The sequence below is a fragment of the Fructilactobacillus sp. X3R2C1 genome, from assembly GCF_059901235.1.
Genome location: NZ_JBWXVA010000002.1, coordinates 22,362 through 39,388, shown reverse-complemented (window position 1 = coordinate 39,388; position 17,027 = coordinate 22,362). Strand labels below are relative to the sequence as shown.

The following is a 17,027-nucleotide window of genomic DNA, read 5'->3' as shown; positions in this document are numbered from 1 at the left end:
AGTCCGACTCAAAACGAGTCGAACTTTGTTTAAATATTATACATATTGTAGTTCATGATCATTTTTAAACGCGGCATCAATCGTAGCGGTTCCTAAACATTCTTGACCGTCATAAAAAACCACTGCCTGTCCGGGAGTAATTGACCGAACTGGTTCATCAAAAGTTACCTTAACATGATTATTATCGTCATCAATATGAACGGTAACCCCAGTATCCTTTTGACGATACCTAAACTTAGCTGTGCAGTGAAAATCATTTCCTCGCGTATTGGAATCAATCCAAGAAAGACCAGAAGCAGTTAAATAATCAGCATATAAATGTTCATTGTCATAACCCTTTCCAACGTACAGAATATTCTTAGAAAGATCCTTACCAACAACAAACCAAGGTCGATTATCATAACCATCTCCACCAATACCGAGACCTTTCCTCTGACCAATTGTATAATACATCAGCCCATTATGATGACCCTTAACTTCACCATCAAAGGTCATCATTTTACCTGGTTTAGCAGGAAGGTATTTGCTAAGAAAATTATTAAAGTTGTTTGGACCAATGAAACAAACTCCCATTGAATCCTTTTTGTCGGCTACCCAAAGGTTAGCTTCTTTAGCAATTTTTCTAACCTCAGGTTTAGTCATTCCACCAACTGGAAACATTACTCGATCCAATTGATCCGCTGAAAGTTGACTTAAAAAGTAAGTTTGATCTTTATTAAGATCTGTAGAACGTAATAAGTGGTTGTGTCCTTCTTTATCACGTTTCAACTGAGCATAATGCCCCATTGCAATATAATCGGCACCAAGATCCATTGCATACTCGAGAAAAGCTTTGTACTTAATCTCAGTATTACAAATTACATCAGGATTAGGAGTACGTCCGCGTTTGTATTCCGCTAAGAAATACTTGAAGACCCGGTCCCAATACTCATGTTCAAAGTTAACAGAATAATATGGGATGCCGATTTCGTTAGCAACATGAGCAACATCCTTGTAGTCTTCAGTAGCGGTACAAACACCATCAGCATCGGTGTCATCCCAGTTCTTCATGAAGACTCCAACCACATCGTATCCCTGTTGTTTTAAGAGGTAGGCGGCAACTGAAGAGTCAACTCCACCACTCATACCAACAACAACACGTGTTTTACTGTTATCTTGCATAACATCACCATCATTCTTTAGATTCTGAAAATCTACGATTTGAAGGTCGCAATTCCAGTATTTACTATCATACTCTACTAACTAACATTCTTGCAACTCTTCACTCTTCTACACTTTTTGAAATACTTTTCTTAAAATCATATTCTGCATAATGAAATTAAACTGATCACGTTCTTCTTGATGATTATCATTAGAAAAGATATCCACATCATTCATTTCATTACCATCAACGACTGCCATCTTAAATTCACTCATATCAGAATTGATTGTAATCTTAAGCTTGATCGCCCTTTTATTGAATGGGGACTCTGGGTCCATGGATTTCTTATAGGAAAAATTGCCACTTTTAGTGGTGTTAAAACCAAGGTCAAGTAAAGTGTATTGTTTGATTTCTGGGTTCAACTCATATTTGTCAGTTCCACCCTTTAACTGGACTACCTTTGAAAATGCCATTACTTCTTGTTTCCCTTCTTCAAGCGATGAACAATCGCCGTAATCTCAGTAACTAATTTTTGAATGTCTTCATCAGTGGTATATGCCCCAAAACTAACTCGAATGGATTCTGAAAGTCTAGGACTATCTTTTCCAAACATTGCAGTTAAGACATGAGAAGGTTCTAAACTACCAGCGGTACATGCTGATCCACCCGACACGGCAATCCCAGCTAAATCTAAATTAGTCTGCATAACATAGGTAGAAATTCCCTTGATCCAAATGTTTAAGACGTGTGGCAGGGTATTATCACTCATCGATCCGTTTACATCAATGTCAATTCCGTTATTAGTTAATCCATCAACCACTTCGCGCTTAAATCGTCTAAAATCTTCTCTTCGTTGCTTTTTCTTTTCACTAGGAAGGTTTCTAACGGCCGTCGCAAATCCTGATATTTGGGGAATATTTTCGGTTCCGGCACGTCGTTTGTCTTCTTGATCGCCTCCCATAATATAACTGGTAAAATTAATTCCATTTCGTCGATACAAAAAACCAATCATTTTTGGACCATTTAACTTATGAGCCGATGTAGATAGTAAATCAATATGATCCCTTTTGACATCAATATCAAGTAGACCATAGGCTTGCACAGCATCCGTATGAAACCAAGCCTGATGATCTTTAAGTAGTTCCCCAATTTCGTGAATCGGATTCTTACTCCCCACTTCATTATTTCCCATCATGATTGAAACCAAAATCGTGTCATCATTAAGCGCATTCTTCAGATCAGTTAAAGAAATATTACCTTGCTTGTCAACCGGCAAATAAGTAACTCTAAATCCATGATCTTCTAAATATTTCATTGGTTTTAAAATTGCTTCGTGTTCAATCGAAGTTGTAATAATGTGATTACCAAGACTCTTTCGAGCCTCAGCGGTTCTAATTACTGCCGTGTTATCACTTTCGGTTCCACCACTTGTAAATACGATTTCGTTATCGTCCGCATTAATACTTTTAGCAATCACATGTCGACTATTTTCCAAAATTTCTTTGGATTGTCTCCCAAGCTGATATAGAGTTGAAGCATTTCCAAAGTTGTTTTTAAACTTATCATACATATCATCCAGCACTTCGCTGGAGACTGGTGTGGTTGCGGCGTTATCTAAATAGATCTCACCCAATTAAATCATCCCTCTAAGCTTCTTTAGTATTCTTAAATAAATTTAATAGCATCTGTGCTGAACGTTTCCCGGCGTCAACAACAAACTCGTCAAAACTCTGATTAGCGTTTTCATCACCAACATCTGACATCGCTCTAATAACGACGTACGGAATATTAAACTGGTGGGCAACTTGTCCTACTGCAGCGCCTTCCATCTCGGCCGATAAGGCATCTGGAAAGTTTTTCAGAATTTCATCGATCATTTTTTGTCCAGCAATGAATTGATCTCCGGTAACAATCAAACCCTTTTTAGGGTTAATTCCGGTATCTTTTGAAGCATCGGTAATTTTATTAATCCAAGTGTTAGAAGCGTCAAATCGAGCTGGCTGACCGGGTAATTGACCGTATTCATATCCTGCAGCAGTAGCATCAACGTCATGATAAGCAGTTTGAGTAGAGATTACTAAGTCCCCAACGCTCAGTCCTTCTCCAATGCCAGCTGCTGATCCAGAATGAATGATTACATCAACATCAAAATTCTCAAGTAAAAGAGCCGCTGTAATTCCTGCTTCAACTTTGCCAATCCCAGATTTTACTAAGACAACTTTTTGACCATCGATGGTCCCTTCATAAAACTTGATGCCATTAATATCTTTTTCTCTCTCATTTTTTAATGCTGATTTTAAAGATTTAATTTCTTCATCCATTGCACAAATAATTCCAAATGTTTTCATTTTCCTAAATTCTCCTAAATTATCCGACGAATCTCATAATTGCTAGCACGAGCACAATTGATAACAATAATAATAATATAACGATATTCAATCTTCTTCCGAGTCGTTTACGTTTGTACTCCGAAGCATCTTGTCTTTCTCTTTCATATGGGTCCAGTTGATCGGTATAATAATTCCCCGAAGATTCATCGGATTGACCCTTATTAGCACGATGAAACAATCGGTCAAACCAGCTTCGCTTTTTCAAACGGGCATGCCGAGTCTCTTGATTTTCTGATTCATTATCATAACGAGTACGGGGATCTCTTCTCCCGCTATCACCATACATGCGCTGATACTCAGATCTAGTCATTTCAGACCGATCTTTTTCCCTATCATTAACTACCATATATTGACCGCCTATTTCTGCATCAGTTCCCAGTATTGGATTGCCATAATTGTCTTAGCATCAATGATTTTGCCACTTTTCATCATTTGTTTGGCTTCATCTAGCGTATACTCATTAATTTCTAAAAATTCACCAGGATCTCTAGGTAACTTTGTCTTCACTGGGGTTAATCCCTCCACTAAGTACAAATACATATACTCATCAGAAATTCCAACTGATGGATAAAATGAATAAAGCTCTTTAATTTCCTTAGCGTTATATCGAACTTCTTCATTTAATTCCCTTTTAACGGCATGAATCGGTGAATCATTGTCGCGATCATCCAATTTACCTGCAGGGATTTCAATCATCACTTGTTTTGCTGGGGCGCGCCATTGTTTCTCTAAAATCATTTTATTGTCTGAGGTGATTGCAAGCATTGCTACTGATTTACAGTGGTGAATAATCTCTCTAGAGGCTAACTGTCCATTTGGAAGCTTAACTTGCTGTTCTTCTACTTGAGCAATTGGTCCATTATAAACCGGTTTACTACTAATTACTTTTTCTTCAAAATCCATAATAATCACCTTCCAAAAATAGTTTAACCATAATATAACCCCAATGCAATTGCTTTAATCTTGATGTAAAACCACCTTAGCAGCCTGAAAGCCATGTTGTCCCATGGCTTTCACAAAATCAACTTGGTCACCAGGCTTAATTTGCTTTGGATTTCCAGAAATAATTCCAGTAATATGCATGAAAACATCATCAGAATTAGGAACCTGAATGTACCCAAATCCCTTATCCCTTTCGTAACTTTTAATCGTACCTTTCATTTCGTTTTACCCCTTTGTTAATAAAAAATCGGGATCAAATCCCGATTCCATTACTTTTCTTCAAATCCGTCTGTTGCTGTTTCTGGAAACTCTTCTTTAACAATCTTAGCACAACGACCACAGAACTCTGGGTAATCTGAGTCAGAACCAACATCCTGCTTAATGAGACGACAACGAACACAGGTCTCACCTTTGGCATGCTCTACTTTAATTGCTAAATTATCATCAAATCGATCTGCATCTGGGTCAACTTCATCAATTGATTTAACTTCTAATTGAGAAACCATCAAGATTTGGGCAATATCAACACCTAAATCGTTAAACAGCTTCCTAGTTGCATCATCAACATACAAAGTCAATTTAGCTTCAGACGGTTTACCAATGACTTTACTATCTCGAGCCAGTTCCATGGCTTTCAACACGTTCTTTCTCAACTTCATAAATTGATCCCACTGATGCCTGATTTCATCTTCATTGTCAAAGTGCTTAACTTCTGGCATTTCAGCCAATTGAACAAACTCTTCTGGTTCATTTAAGAAATTCCAAATTTCTTCGGTCGTGTGGGGGATGATTGGAGTCATTAATTTCGTTAAAGCAACTAAGACCTCGTACAAAACTGTTTGCATCGAACGACGTCTGTGACCATTCTTAGGATCAATGTACAAAATATCTTTTGCAAAATCCAAGTAGAAAGCCGACAAGTCACTAGTAATAAATGACAGTAATTCCTTATTAATACTCATGAAGTCGTACTTGTTGTAGGCATCTTTAACGTTTTGAATTAATTGATTCAAGCGAAGCATCATGTACTGATCAGCAGGGTTCATGTCTTCATACTTAACCGAATCTGATTCAGAATCAAAATCACTTGTATTAGCTAACATATACCGAATTGTATTCCTGATCTTTTTATAACTATCAGAAACGACCTTAAAGTTACCCATTGATACCCGCACGTCAGCTGAAGTATCAACAGTGGTAACCCACAAACGAACAATGTCAGCTCCCATTTGCTTGATAACATCACTTGGGGCGATCGTATTTCCAAGTGATTTACTCATTTTGTGACCTTTTTTATCCAGGGTAAATCCTTGTGATAAAACATGTTTGTAAGGTGCAATGTCGGCATAGGCAACACTTGTAATCAGACTAGAGTTAAACCAACCACGATACTGATCGGATCCTTCAACAACGAGATCAGATGGATACGTCAATTCAGGGCGTTCAGCCAAAACGCCCTGATGAGAAGTACCCGAATCGAACCAAACATCCATAATGTCATTTTCTTTGGTAAACTTACCATTTGGTGAATGCTCACTAGTAAATCCGTCTGGTAAAAGATCATTGGCTTCCCTTTCAAACCAAATATCGGAGCCATATTTACCAAACAAACTAGCAACGTGTTCAATCGTCTCATCAGTAATGATTGGTCCTCCATCTTCACCATAGAAAATTGGTAGTGGAACTCCCCAAACTCGCTGTCTAGAAATGACCCAGTCACCACGATCACGAATCATGTTATAGAGTCGCTTTTGTCCCCAATCAGGGTTAAATCCAACCGTATCGATGGCATCCAAGATTTCTTTTCTAATCTTATCAACTGAGGCAAACCACTGTGGGGTAGCACGATAAATGACCGGCTTTTTGGTTCGCCAGTCAAAGGGGTAACTATGTTTATAAGGCATGTAATGAATTAACTGTCCCTGTTTTTTTAACTTATCCAAAGCAATTTGGTTAGCATCCTCATAAAAGACACCTTCAAAATCAGGACCAGCTTCTTTAGTAAGGTATCCTTTAGCATCCACAGGAGCAAATACATCTAAACCGTATTCCATCCCAATGTTATAGTCGTCCTCACCAAATCCAGGAGCAGTGTGAACTAACCCAGTTCCGGAGTCATTAGTAACAAAATTGCCGTTCATTACAACCAGTTGACGGTCTTTATCAAACGGATGTTGGGCTTTAATGTTGTTTAAATCCTTCCCTTTGACCGTCTTTAAGGTTTTGATGTCTTCCCATCCGAACATTTCTGCGTCTTTATCAAGTAAATCGGTTCCGATAACATATTTTTTCGGGTCATCATCGTGTTGAATAATCGAATAGTTAAAGTCGGGTTCAACGGTAATTCCCTCAGAACCAGGAATCGTCCAGGGCGTCGTAGTCCAGACAACCATATAAGTATCATCATCTAAAATTCCATTTCCATCAATCACTTTTTCAGCAAAAAATGCCGACGGAGAAGTCACATCATGATACTCAACTTCTGCTTCCGCTAGTGCGGATTCCGATGACCAAGACCAAATTACCGGCTTAAGTCCCTTATAAATCAAGCCCCGATCAGCCATTTTACCAAAAACACGTACTTCAGCCGCTTCATATTCGGGCATTAAAGTAAGGTATGGATTATCCCAGTCCGCTGAAACACCTAAACGTTTGAATTCATCACGTTGGCGGTCAACTTGTTTTAAGGCATAATCGTGACAAAGTTTACGAAAATCATTCGTAGACATCTCTTTGCGATTATAGCCCTTCTTTTTAAGTTGCTGTTCAATTGGTAGTCCATGAGTATCCCATCCCGGAACATAAGGAGCACGGTATCCATTCATGGATTTAAATCGAACAATAATGTCTTTGGTGATTTTATTCATGGCGTGTCCCATATGGATATCACCGTTAGCATACGGAGGTCCATCGTGTAATACAAACGATGGTTTGCCTTCATTCAGTTTTTGCCGTTGTTGATAAAGTTGATTATCTTCCCATACTTTTTCCCGTTCAACCTCTTTAACGGGAAGATTTCCTCTCATTTTAAACTTAGTTTTACCCAAGTTTAGCGTATCCTTAATTCTCATAGTATCCTCCTCAAAATAAAAAGACTTCGCCCTAATAGGGACGAAGTCTTCGTGGTACCACCCAAATTCAAAATTAACAACCGTTAATTTTCTCATTGCATCATAGACTATTAACGAAGTGATCTTTTGCTAATAATTACTTTTTTAGGCTCACACCAACCCTAATTCGCTGAAAAGACCATTAGCAACTTTCTATCTTCAATCTATCATTATTTATGTAGCTTATCATTGGGATAAATTTCAACTGTCGGATCCGTGTATGGTCCTGAAACCGACTCCACAACAAATTGATCACCCTTTGAAGAATCATTACTAGATGAGTTTACACTGCCAATAGCCTGCTTGTCAAGATTCTTCACAGCATCTTGAATCTCATCATAATTGCTAAAATTACTTGAATCGAGTAATTTATTCCAATCTTCACTCTGGGCAAAGTCTAACTGACTTTTAAGCATTCCAATCATCTTTTGACGGAAATCCTTCACACTATTTCTAAAATCATCAGTCGCAATCGAAAGACTTTGAGCCTGTTTCGAAGTGTTACCCATGATTTCATTTGATTGAGCAGTAGCTTCAGTTAAAATAGAATCGGCTTGCTCTTGAGCCTTTTGTTTGATTTCATTTGCATCACTTTCTGCATCCTTTTTAACCTTATCAGCTGCTTCTTGGGCAACTAAAATCGATTGGTTCAAAGAATTCTTTAGGTCATCATAGTAAGTGAGGTCTTTTTTGGTTTTCTTTAATGATCTTTTAAGCTCCTCATTCTCATCTTGCAGAATTTGGTAATCTTTAGTGAGTTGATCTAAAAAGTCATTGACTTCATCAATGCTGTATCCTCTCATTTTTAGTGAAAACTTTTTATCATGAATATCTTGAGCCGTTAGCGTCATAATATCCCTCCTCATTTATTTTTTATTACGTTTAACTCAGCTTTTAATTTTCCCTTTTTCGAGTGGCCATTGTATCCCACTACCTTTATTCTACCGTATCCTCTGACAGAAATCATATCAGAAACTTTAATTTCATAATTTGGTTTAGTAAACTCAAACCAATTTAAACGAACCTTTTCGTGTTCAATTAAACCTTTAGCCATACTTCTAGAGATATGAAAACCAATCGAAATAACAACGTCCAAACGAAATGATGGTAAAGTAACAAAATCTACTATCCAGTCATCTTTTTGCTGAACAATTTGACTAAAATTAATTTGGCTTAAATCAACCTTTACTTTACCAATACGATCAACTGATCTTATCAAATACTTAGCCATTTCATTCTCACAAATAAATTGCCAACGTTCTCCGTCGGTCAAAATATCGCCGAGAACTTTGCGTTCAATTCCACTTCCCATCAAACTTCCAAGAACTTGATTGTGATGGATAGACGCAAATTTTTCAGGATATTGAATCTCAATTAATGATAATTCATAATCATCAAACTTCGGCACAAAATAGTCTGGATAAATCAGACCTCGTTTCATCTCAGCATTTTGATATCCACCAAACGTCAACAGCTTCAAACTAGGATAACGATTTACCAAAGTCTGAAGTAAATAGCACTCCCTTGAGTTGAGAAAACTAGTAAGAACTGGACGATACTCAGAATTCGCACTATCAATCCAATCACTTGCAGTTTGAAGGAACGGTAATTCGGATTTTCTAAAATGTTGTTCAATATTTTTTTCAACACCCATTTTATGCGACCAAACTTATGATAATATTTCCAATGTAGGTTACCCCAAACTGTAAAAGTTGAAGTACAACTAAGGCCAATATTGGCCCAAATCCTAACATCCCAATGTGAGCAAAATTAAAGTAATCTAAAAAGGGATTCACGATCCGACCCAAAAACTGGCCAAATCGAGATTGTGAGGCACCTGGAAACCATGTCAGTAAAGCATCGATTACGATTGCCAACATATAAATCTGAATTGCATAATTAATAATCTGTGCAATCCAAGTAATTACCATTACCAATTAAATCATCCTAACCTACTATTGAACTTTTCGTCCATTGCGCCATCAATATCAAAATTGTTAGGAGCACAGAGAAAAATTTTCTCATCAATTCGTCTTATTTTTCCATCAATAGCGTAAATAGTCCCATTTAAAAAATCAACGATTCTTTTGACGGACTCATTACTAACCCCGTCCATTTTAACAATTACAGCATTCCCACCAATTAATTTACTGGCAATACTTTTTGCGTCAGCATAAATTCGGGGTTCCATAACAGCAATTTTACTATTAGAAATATCACTTTTACTCATTGATACGACCTTACGCGGATTATTTTTTACAGATCGAACGCTATCAACATTATTTTGGTTTGGGTCGTCGTCTTCATAAGTCTCGTTATTATCATCGAGACCAAAAAAACGCTTAAAATTATATGACATTACTAGCTCCTCTCCGAATACTATTGCTTATTATTTCGGTTCCGATATCTGAAGAATGGAGGGACATCATCATTGTCGTTTCCACTATCATTATTATTTGAATCAGAATTATTTCCAGCTTCAAATGGTTCAAAGTCTTGCTTTTCCACGTTCGAAAACTTGTCATTATCTGATGAATCAGCATTTCTAACTTCGTTTTGGTTATCACTAATGTCCCAGTTGTGAAGCGGATCATCATTACTAGAATCAGCTGAATTATCTTTAGTAGCATTATCAGTCTTGGGACTAGCAAAGGTACTCGAACGATTCTTCCTAGTTAGTGCTGGGCTAGCAGAACGGTCTGGATCTCCAGTCTGAATCCCAGTTGCAACTACCGAAACTTTAACTTCATCACCCATATTTTCATCAATTGAGGTTCCAAAGAAGATATTAACATCATTTGACGTTGCATCAGATACGATATTGGCGGCATCTTGTGCCTCAGCAAGTGATAACTCTGGTCCGGCAGTTACATTCAGCAAGACTTGTTGGGCTCCGTCGATTGAAACTTCCAATAATGGCGAATTAATGGCTTTCTTAGTTGCTTCTTCCGTTCGGTTTTCGCCGGTTGCTGCACCCACTCCCATAAGAGCGGATCCTTGATTCTGCATTACACTTGTTACATCAGCAAAATCCAAATTAACAACCCCAGGACTAGTAATCAAATCAGTGATTCCCTGAACGCCCTGACGTAAAACGTCATCAGCATCCTTAAAGGCTTCCATCATTGGAGTTTTTTTATCAACCATATCTAACAAGCGGTTATTTGAAACCACCACTAAAGTATCAACGTTTTGCTTAAGGGCTTCAATTCCTTCAGTAGCGTTATGATCACGTTTTGGTCCCTCAAAAACGAAGGGACGAGTCACAACCCCAACTGTCAATGCACCAGCATCTTTAGCGATCTTGGCAACAATCGGAGCTGCCCCAGTTCCAGTTCCACCACCCATTCCTGATGTAACAAACACCATGTCAGCATCGTGTAAGGCATCAGTAATGGCTTCTTCACTTTCTTCAGCTGCTTTTGATCCAACTTCTGGATTTGAACCGGCTCCTAGTCCCTTGGTGAGCTTGGGTCCAAGATTAATCTTAGTTTCTGCTTTAGAACTTCCTAAAGCCTGTAGGTCGGTGTTAGCGGCAATAAATTCGACCCCTTTAACGCCTTCTTCGATCATTCGATTAACGGCATTTCCACCACCGCCACCAACTCCAATAACCTTAATTGTTGCACCATTATTTTTATTTGCATCCATTGAATAGTCCATATTTTATAAATACCCCCGCGTTACTCGAAAAAGTGGTGTACAATGCCACTTAATTTTTCGCCTAAATTCTTATCACTCTTTGGTTTCTTTTCACGTTTCTTTTTTGCCGTTTTATTCTGACGTTTTTGCTTAAAGGGAATGGATCCAGATATGCTTGGTTCAGATCGAGGTTCAATTTCTCTGGCATTTCCGTTGTCATCATAGGCGAACTCACCATGGTCAAATGCTGAACGTACTAAACGTTCAATTTGACTTAAATTACCACCATAATTAACTAATGATAATGCTAACGATAGTGAGGGGTGTCTTAAACCAATTTGATCAGGAATATAAACTCTGACATTAACGCCAAAGGTATTAGCGGCTAATTCAGCAATTCCTGGCATAGAGGATACCCCGCCAGTTAGCACAATCCCACCAGGGAGACTTAGTGCATCAATTCCATCAAGATCATCTTTGAGTCTGCCAAAGATTTGATCGATTCGTGCTTCGATAATTTCAGCTAATAATTTTTCACTTACATTAACTGGTTGTCCTTGGCCAACAACTTCGACTGGAAACTCATTATCTTCACTAGCTTGATCAACATCAGCATATCCATATCCCCGTTTCAACTTTTCAGCGTTAGCGGCAGAAGTGTTTAATACTGAAGAAATATCTTTAGTTATGTATTGTCCACCCTCAAGATCAACATTGGCGTATTTGAGTTCAAAGTCATGAATAACCGCAACCGTTGATTGTCCTCCACCTAGGTCAATCAATATTGTTCCAAACTCTTGCTCTGATTCACTTAAAATATATTTTCCTTCAGCCTGGGGATCGACAACCAATGCTTCAATATTCAAACCAGCATTAGTAACGGCCTTTTTAATATTATGAATAATAGTCTTAGGACCACTAATCATTCGACCATTCATTTTCAAACGATTTCCAACCATCCCTCTTGGATCTTGAATACCGTCAAAACCGTCTACCATGAATTCATCTGGAGTTAAATCGATCACTTCACGTTCGGGTGGAAGGTTAGTATCAATAGCAGACTCAGACACATCCACAACATCATCGTTTGTGATTTCCTCAGACTGGTCGGGGAGCTCAATCATCCCAGAACATTTATCAATTTTAATCTGATCAGCCGGGATGCCCACAATTACATTGCTAATTTTGACACTTGCCTTTTCCTCAGCCTGACTAACAGCTCGTTCAATAGCATTTGACGCCTTATCAATATCAACAATAACTCCACGACTAACACCAGTTGATTTTTCATTACCAACTCCGATTACATTCATTTGACCGTTAGCCTTCTCAGCTACAATCACTTTAATCGAAGTAGTTCCAATATCTAAACCAATGTACATATTTGAATCGTTCATTATCTGGAACCTCCATATAGGGTCTATTGAAAAAGATGATCCAATATACCATAATCTCACTTAATTTTAACACACATGACGAACGTTAATAAAGAGCCCTCATTTCCCCAAAGGATAGGAGTATGCCCCCACCTCCATGTTAACCACGCTCTTTTGTTTTAGGTCCTTAGCAATTGCAGGATAGTAAGCCATTTTATTTGCCATGGTACTGATTTTGACGTAAATCTCATTTCCATCTTTCATCAAAATCTGAACTCGCTCCGGATTACTTTTAGTATTAGCATTTTTTAACTCTTTAATCTGATTCCTAATTGATGGACTAATTTTTTTATATTGTCTTAACACATTCCTAATTTCATTGCCCTGTTTAAATCCAGAAACAATGCAGACAGCGCTAGGATCATTAATTTTCACTGCTTCATCGGAGATATGACCTGATGGGTAGACGGGATAATACTTTCCGGCTTTAAAAATGTACTCCGGATTCGAATATCCATCTACCTTCACCATTAATTGATTATGCTTTTTAAAAGAAAAATCAACGTGTTTAACCTGCGCATTATGAGTTAACACATAACTTTGGGCTTTAGCTTCGTTTCTCTTTACCATTATCAGCGAATCCCCGACTTGAAATGGAATCTGATCTTTAATGTTTTCGCCCTTGAGTTGATGATTAGTTTGAATGTTAATCGATGAAACCCGACTGTATGGCAGTACCAAATAAAGCGAAACTAAAGCTACTACTATAAACAATAATAGGATCGGCAAAAAACCTCTAATTAATTGCTTGCGCTGTTGCTTTCTAATCCCAGGAATTTTGTGTCCGACTCGATATCGACTATTCTTCCTTTGTTTTCTCTCCTGATACCTTTCCAACCGACCTGATGAATTGGAATCATTATCGCTAGTTTTCATTAAGATCACCCGTTAAGCTTTTTTATGATGCTTCTCAATTGCCTGATCACAAACGCCTAAAAGTTTATCAGCAGCATCACGAACTCCCATGTCATATGAGTTAGTAGCCATTTGCTTTCTTAATTCGGTGTTATGCATTAAAGAATCGACTTTTGTCACTAAAGATTGCCCATTCAAATCTTTTTCAGTCAAAATCATAGCGGCATTATTTTTTACGAGACTCATTGCGTTCTTAGTTTGATGATCCGCCGTAACATAGGGACTTGGAATTAAAATGGCCGGAATTCCAATGGCAGTTATTTCTGCAATACTAGTGGCACCAGCACGTCCAACAATTAAATCAACTTTAGGCAGAACCGCTGGCATATTTGAAATATAAGGTAAAACGGCAATATTATCGTTAATTTTAACGTTTTTTAAATCATTTTTAACCCCTTGATATCGCTTCTGGCCGGTAACAAAAACAACTTGGTATTTTCGTCGGTCAAATTCAGGGATCGCTTCTACCGCTGATGAATTAATCTTTAGTGCACCCTGACTTCCACCAAATATCAAAACCGTCGGAACATCATCTTTTAAACCAAACTCACTCCACTTAAAGTCGCTTTTCATATTAGCAACCTGCTGTGCCCGTGGATTGCCAGTGAAAACAACTTTATTTTCGGGAAACTGTTTTCGGGCATCGTCAAAAGCAATGGCAATTTCATCTACATAACGACTCAAAAAACGATTAGTGAGACCAACAACACTATTTTGCTCATGAATAACGGTAGGAATTCCTAACTTAGCTGCAGCATATACCACGGCTCCACAAACATACCCGCCGGTTCCGACCACAACATCTGGTTTAAACTTTTTAATGATTTTTTTTGATTCTTGGACACTTTTTAAAAACAACCAGATCGTTTTAAAGTTATACAGACTAAACAACTTCCGTTTGAATCCTTGAATTTTTAAGGCATCAAATTTAATTCCCTTTTCTGGAACAATTTTACCTTCCAATCCGCGATCGGACCCAACGTACAAAACCTCTGAATGAGGCTTTTGAGCTTTTAACGCGTCAATTAGGGCAAGCGCCGGATAAATATGTCCACCAGTTCCTCCCCCGGATACAATCATTCTCATTATTTAGTCTCCTTTTTCCCAGTTAGCTTCTCAACGTCTTTGATGAATTCATCACCACGATCACGATAAGTGGCAAATTGGTCCCAACTTGCATTAGCCGGTGACAACAATATGATATCTCCTGGTCTACTCATTTTAATCGCTTCCGGTACGGCTTCATCAAGGTCTCTAACTTTTTTAATTTGTGGAACACCAGCTTTTTTGGCAGCATCTTCTAACAAGTCGGCGGTCTCGCCAAACAAAACAATTCCAGCTAAATTAGATTTAAAATCAGGAACCAGTTTATCAAAGGTATAGCCACGATCTAATCCACCTGCTAACAAAATGATCGGTTCATCAAACCCTCTTAAAGCCATTTGGGTGGCCTCAATGTCGGTTGCCTTAGAATCATTATAAAACTCACGATCGTCAGCAGTTAAAACATATTGAACACGATGTCTAACTCCACCAAAATTCTTTAATACTGAAACAATCGCTTCAGTAGAGATCTTATACAGTTTAGCTACCGCAATTGCGGCTAAGGCATTTTGAACGTTTTGTTCACCCGGAACCCGAATGTCCTTTTCATGTATGATAAATTCATCTTTAAAGTAAATATTGCCCTCAGAAACGTAAGCTCCATTTTTGTACTTATCAGTGAGTGAAAACGGAACGATTTGAGCTTGACTACGTTTGCTTAATTCTCGCCATTCAGCACTATCAAAATTCATGATAAGAAAATCATCTTTGGTTTGATTTTTAGTAATCTGCATCTTAGCATTTACATAATTTTCACGTGTTTTGTGGTAATCCAAATGGTTGGAAAAAATATTAGTGATGACAGCAATATGCGGGTGAATTTTTGGAGTCCCCAGTAACATAAAACTCGAAATTTCTAATACTAAGACATCGTTCTTATTAACTTCTTGAGCCACTTTAGTGGCGGGAATTCCAATATTTCCCCCATCTAGGGCCGTTCCGTCTTTTTTACCCGCTTGCAACATTTTAGTGATCATAGTGGTAGTGGTAGTTTTCCCATTACTACCAGTGACTCCCACAATTGGAGCATCTGAGATTTCTGCTGCAAGTTCCAATTCCACAATGATCGGAATGTTTTTATCTTGAGCAGCCTTAACCAAATCATTATCGTATGGAATGCCAGGATTCTTGACCATCAGATCAATTCCATCTAATAGGGAAAGAGGTGACTCACCTGCTACTACTCTTACACCATCCGCTTTTAATTCATCGTATTCTTTAATTTGATCAGCTGGCTTTGCATCGGTTAAAGTGACATTTGCTCCCAACTTAACCAATAGTTTAGCAGCATTGGTTCCACTCATTCCAGCCCCAAAAACTAAAATATTTTTATCTTTATAATTGTCCACGTTTTTCATAATTAAAATTAAGCTCCCTAAAAATTAAATCATTGTAATAACGCCAGTGATTGCAGTAAACAAACCTACTAGCCAAAAGATAATATCAATCTTCCATTCACTCCATCCCATCATCTCAAAAGTATGGTGAATGGGGGTCATCTTAAAGATTCTTTTTCCAGTTAGTTTAAATGATGTAACTTGTAAGATGACACTGGCAGTTTCAACAACGAATACCAATCCAACCCATAATAACGAAAGTTCATGATGAAGCAAAATTGAAACGGCAGCTAAAGCGCCACCTAGTGCTAAAGAACCCATGTCACCCATAAAGATTTTAGCAGGCTTGTGATTAAAAAGCAGAAACGCGATAAGCGCACCCGCAACTGCCATGCAAAACATTTCAACTTCAAACTGGTGTTGAAAATGAGCGACAACGGCATACGCTCCAAAGGCTATAATTGATAGTCCACTTACCAATCCATCCAACCCATCCGTGAGGTTAACGGCGTTAGAAAAGCCTGCTAGCCAAAAAATGATAAACAAAACATAGAAATAGCCTAATGGGATCTCGCCGAGGTTAAAAAAGCGAATTGACATTGGAAATCCATCAGCATAGTAAACCCAAGCAAACACCAGCGCTCCAATGACTTGAAGCAAGAACTTTTGCCAAGCTTTAAATCCTTCATTTTGACGCTTAAACAGTTTAATTGAGTCATCCCACATCCCAATTAGTCCATAAAACACAAGAACAAAGATTAAAATGAGCAGCGTTGACTTCAATTGGCTAACTACTAATCCATAGATCAAGCACGTAATGACGATTGCAATTATGAAACCTAATCCTCCCATTGTGGGCGTTCCACTCTTACTTTCATGCCAGCTGGGACCTTCCTCCCTGATCATCTGACCTTCATGCTTTGATCTAAAATAACTTATTAATACTGGCGTTAGTCCCAGTGTAATAATAAATCCTCCAATTAGTGGAATTAACCAATCCATCACTTTTC

General features: G+C 38.1%; 18 protein-coding genes. All 18 read right to left on the bottom strand.

Annotation, left to right across the window (positions count from 1 at the left end):
• Positions 1-36 precede the first annotated feature (36 nt).
• Positions 37-1,161 (bottom strand): tRNA 2-thiouridine(34) synthase MnmA, encoded by a 1,125-nt coding sequence (gene mnmA, locus AC6UDB_RS02245; RefSeq protein WP_500693917.1) that lies wholly within the window; start codon positions 1,159-1,161, stop codon positions 37-39.
• 108 nt (positions 1,162-1,269) lie between these two features.
• Positions 1,270-1,614, bottom strand: a complete 345-nt coding sequence (locus AC6UDB_RS02240) for a DUF1831 domain-containing protein (protein WP_500709057.1) — start codon at positions 1,612-1,614, stop codon at positions 1,270-1,272.
• Positions 1,614-2,774, bottom strand: a complete 1,161-nt coding sequence (locus tag AC6UDB_RS02235) for a cysteine desulfurase family protein (protein ID WP_500709056.1) — start codon at positions 2,772-2,774, stop codon at positions 1,614-1,616. The genes AC6UDB_RS02240 and AC6UDB_RS02235 overlap by 1 nt, the downstream gene beginning before the upstream one ends.
• Positions 2,775-2,787: 13 nt before the next feature.
• Entirely contained in the window at positions 2,788-3,489 is a 702-nt protein-coding gene (locus AC6UDB_RS02230) for a 5'-methylthioadenosine/adenosylhomocysteine nucleosidase (RefSeq protein ID WP_500709055.1), read from the bottom strand.
• Positions 3,490-3,508: 19 nt separating this feature from the next.
• Positions 3,509-3,877, bottom strand: a complete 369-nt coding sequence (locus AC6UDB_RS02225) for a hypothetical protein (protein WP_500709054.1) — start codon at positions 3,875-3,877, stop codon at positions 3,509-3,511.
• A gap of 11 nt (positions 3,878-3,888) precedes the next feature.
• Complete coding sequence (locus tag AC6UDB_RS02220) at positions 3,889-4,434, bottom strand: NUDIX hydrolase (RefSeq protein WP_500693922.1); 546 nt, start codon at positions 4,432-4,434, stop codon at positions 3,889-3,891.
• Between the two features lie 54 nt (positions 4,435-4,488).
• Positions 4,489-4,692, bottom strand: a complete 204-nt coding sequence (locus AC6UDB_RS02215; RefSeq protein WP_500696594.1) for a cold-shock protein — start codon at positions 4,690-4,692, stop codon at positions 4,489-4,491.
• Positions 4,693-4,742: 50 nt separating this feature from the next.
• A complete protein-coding gene (gene ileS, locus AC6UDB_RS02210; RefSeq protein ID WP_500709053.1) occupies positions 4,743-7,544 on the bottom strand; it encodes an isoleucine--tRNA ligase in 2,802 nt (933 codons plus the stop codon).
• Positions 7,545-7,753: 209 nt separating this feature from the next.
• A complete protein-coding gene (locus tag AC6UDB_RS02205; RefSeq protein WP_500693925.1) occupies positions 7,754-8,434 on the bottom strand; it encodes a DivIVA domain-containing protein in 681 nt (226 codons plus the stop codon).
• A gap of 11 nt (positions 8,435-8,445) precedes the next feature.
• Positions 8,446-9,237 carry a YlmH family RNA-binding protein gene (locus AC6UDB_RS02200; RefSeq protein WP_500699381.1) on the bottom strand — a complete coding sequence of 264 codons (792 nt, stop codon included), beginning with the start codon at positions 9,235-9,237 and terminating at the stop codon, positions 8,446-8,448.
• Position 9,238: 1 nt separating this feature from the next.
• Positions 9,239-9,514, bottom strand: a complete 276-nt coding sequence (locus AC6UDB_RS02195) for a YggT family protein (protein ID WP_500693965.1) — start codon at positions 9,512-9,514, stop codon at positions 9,239-9,241.
• A gap of 11 nt (positions 9,515-9,525) precedes the next feature.
• On the bottom strand, positions 9,526-9,942 hold the full coding sequence (locus AC6UDB_RS02190; protein ID WP_500709052.1) for a cell division protein SepF: 417 nt from the start codon (positions 9,940-9,942) through the stop codon (positions 9,526-9,528).
• A 20-nt stretch (positions 9,943-9,962) separates the two neighbouring features.
• Positions 9,963-11,246 (bottom strand): cell division protein FtsZ, encoded by a 1,284-nt coding sequence (gene ftsZ, locus AC6UDB_RS02185; RefSeq protein ID WP_500693928.1) that lies wholly within the window; start codon positions 11,244-11,246, stop codon positions 9,963-9,965.
• A 20-nt stretch (positions 11,247-11,266) separates the two neighbouring features.
• Positions 11,267-12,622, bottom strand: coding sequence for a cell division protein FtsA (gene ftsA, locus AC6UDB_RS02180; RefSeq protein ID WP_500693929.1), 1,356 nt, complete (start codon positions 12,620-12,622; stop codon positions 11,267-11,269).
• A 99-nt stretch (positions 12,623-12,721) separates the two neighbouring features.
• Positions 12,722-13,537, bottom strand: coding sequence for a cell division protein FtsQ/DivIB (locus AC6UDB_RS02175; RefSeq protein WP_500709051.1), 816 nt, complete (start codon positions 13,535-13,537; stop codon positions 12,722-12,724).
• Between the two features lie 12 nt (positions 13,538-13,549).
• The gene (gene murG, locus AC6UDB_RS02170; protein WP_500693931.1) at positions 13,550-14,662 is read right to left on the bottom strand and encodes an undecaprenyldiphospho-muramoylpentapeptide beta-N-acetylglucosaminyltransferase; all 1,113 of its coding nucleotides are present in this window, start codon (positions 14,660-14,662) and stop codon (positions 13,550-13,552) included.
• The gene (murD, locus tag AC6UDB_RS02165; protein WP_500709050.1) at positions 14,662-16,038 is read right to left on the bottom strand and encodes a UDP-N-acetylmuramoyl-L-alanine--D-glutamate ligase; all 1,377 of its coding nucleotides are present in this window, start codon (positions 16,036-16,038) and stop codon (positions 14,662-14,664) included. Before murD ends, murG begins: the two co-directional genes overlap by 1 nt.
• A 24-nt stretch (positions 16,039-16,062) precedes the next feature.
• Positions 16,063-17,019 (bottom strand): phospho-N-acetylmuramoyl-pentapeptide-transferase, encoded by a 957-nt coding sequence (mraY, locus tag AC6UDB_RS02160; protein ID WP_500709049.1) that lies wholly within the window; start codon positions 17,017-17,019, stop codon positions 16,063-16,065.
• Between the last annotated feature and the right edge of the window lie 8 nt (positions 17,020-17,027).

Bases quoted from the DNA above. Each gene is read 5' to 3' on its own strand.
- mnmA (WP_500693917.1), bottom strand. From the start codon at position 1,161: ATGCAAGATAACAGTAAAACACGTGTTGTTGTTGGTATGAGTGGTGGA.
- AC6UDB_RS02240 (WP_500709057.1), bottom strand. From the start codon at position 1,614: ATGGCATTTTCAAAGGTAGTCCAGTTAAAGGGTGGAACTGACAAATAT.
- AC6UDB_RS02230 (WP_500709055.1), bottom strand. From the start codon at position 3,489: ATGAAAACATTTGGAATTATTTGTGCAATGGATGAAGAAATTAAATCT.
- AC6UDB_RS02225 (WP_500709054.1), bottom strand. From the start codon at position 3,877: ATGGTAGTTAATGATAGGGAAAAAGATCGGTCTGAAATGACTAGATCT.
- AC6UDB_RS02220 (WP_500693922.1), bottom strand. From the start codon at position 4,434: ATGGATTTTGAAGAAAAAGTAATTAGTAGTAAACCGGTTTATAATGGA.
- AC6UDB_RS02215 (WP_500696594.1), bottom strand. From the start codon at position 4,692: ATGAAAGGTACGATTAAAAGTTACGAAAGGGATAAGGGATTTGGGTAC.
- ileS (WP_500709053.1), bottom strand. From the start codon at position 7,544: ATGAGAATTAAGGATACGCTAAACTTGGGTAAAACTAAGTTTAAAATG.
- AC6UDB_RS02205 (WP_500693925.1), bottom strand. From the start codon at position 8,434: ATGACGCTAACGGCTCAAGATATTCATGATAAAAAGTTTTCACTAAAA.
- AC6UDB_RS02200 (WP_500699381.1), bottom strand. From the start codon at position 9,237: ATGGGTGTTGAAAAAAATATTGAACAACATTTTAGAAAATCCGAATTA.
- AC6UDB_RS02195 (WP_500693965.1), bottom strand. From the start codon at position 9,514: ATGGTAATTACTTGGATTGCACAGATTATTAATTATGCAATTCAGATT.
- AC6UDB_RS02190 (WP_500709052.1), bottom strand. From the start codon at position 9,942: ATGTCATATAATTTTAAGCGTTTTTTTGGTCTCGATGATAATAACGAG.
- ftsZ (WP_500693928.1), bottom strand. From the start codon at position 11,246: ATGGACTATTCAATGGATGCAAATAAAAATAATGGTGCAACAATTAAG.
- ftsA (WP_500693929.1), bottom strand. From the start codon at position 12,622: ATGAACGATTCAAATATGTACATTGGTTTAGATATTGGAACTACTTCG.
- AC6UDB_RS02175 (WP_500709051.1), bottom strand. From the start codon at position 13,537: ATGAAAACTAGCGATAATGATTCCAATTCATCAGGTCGGTTGGAAAGG.
- murG (WP_500693931.1), bottom strand. From the start codon at position 14,662: ATGAGAATGATTGTATCCGGGGGAGGAACTGGTGGACATATTTATCCG.
- murD (WP_500709050.1), bottom strand. From the start codon at position 16,038: ATGAAAAACGTGGACAATTATAAAGATAAAAATATTTTAGTTTTTGGG.
- mraY (WP_500709049.1), bottom strand. From the start codon at position 17,019: ATGGATTGGTTAATTCCACTAATTGGAGGATTTATTATTACACTGGGA.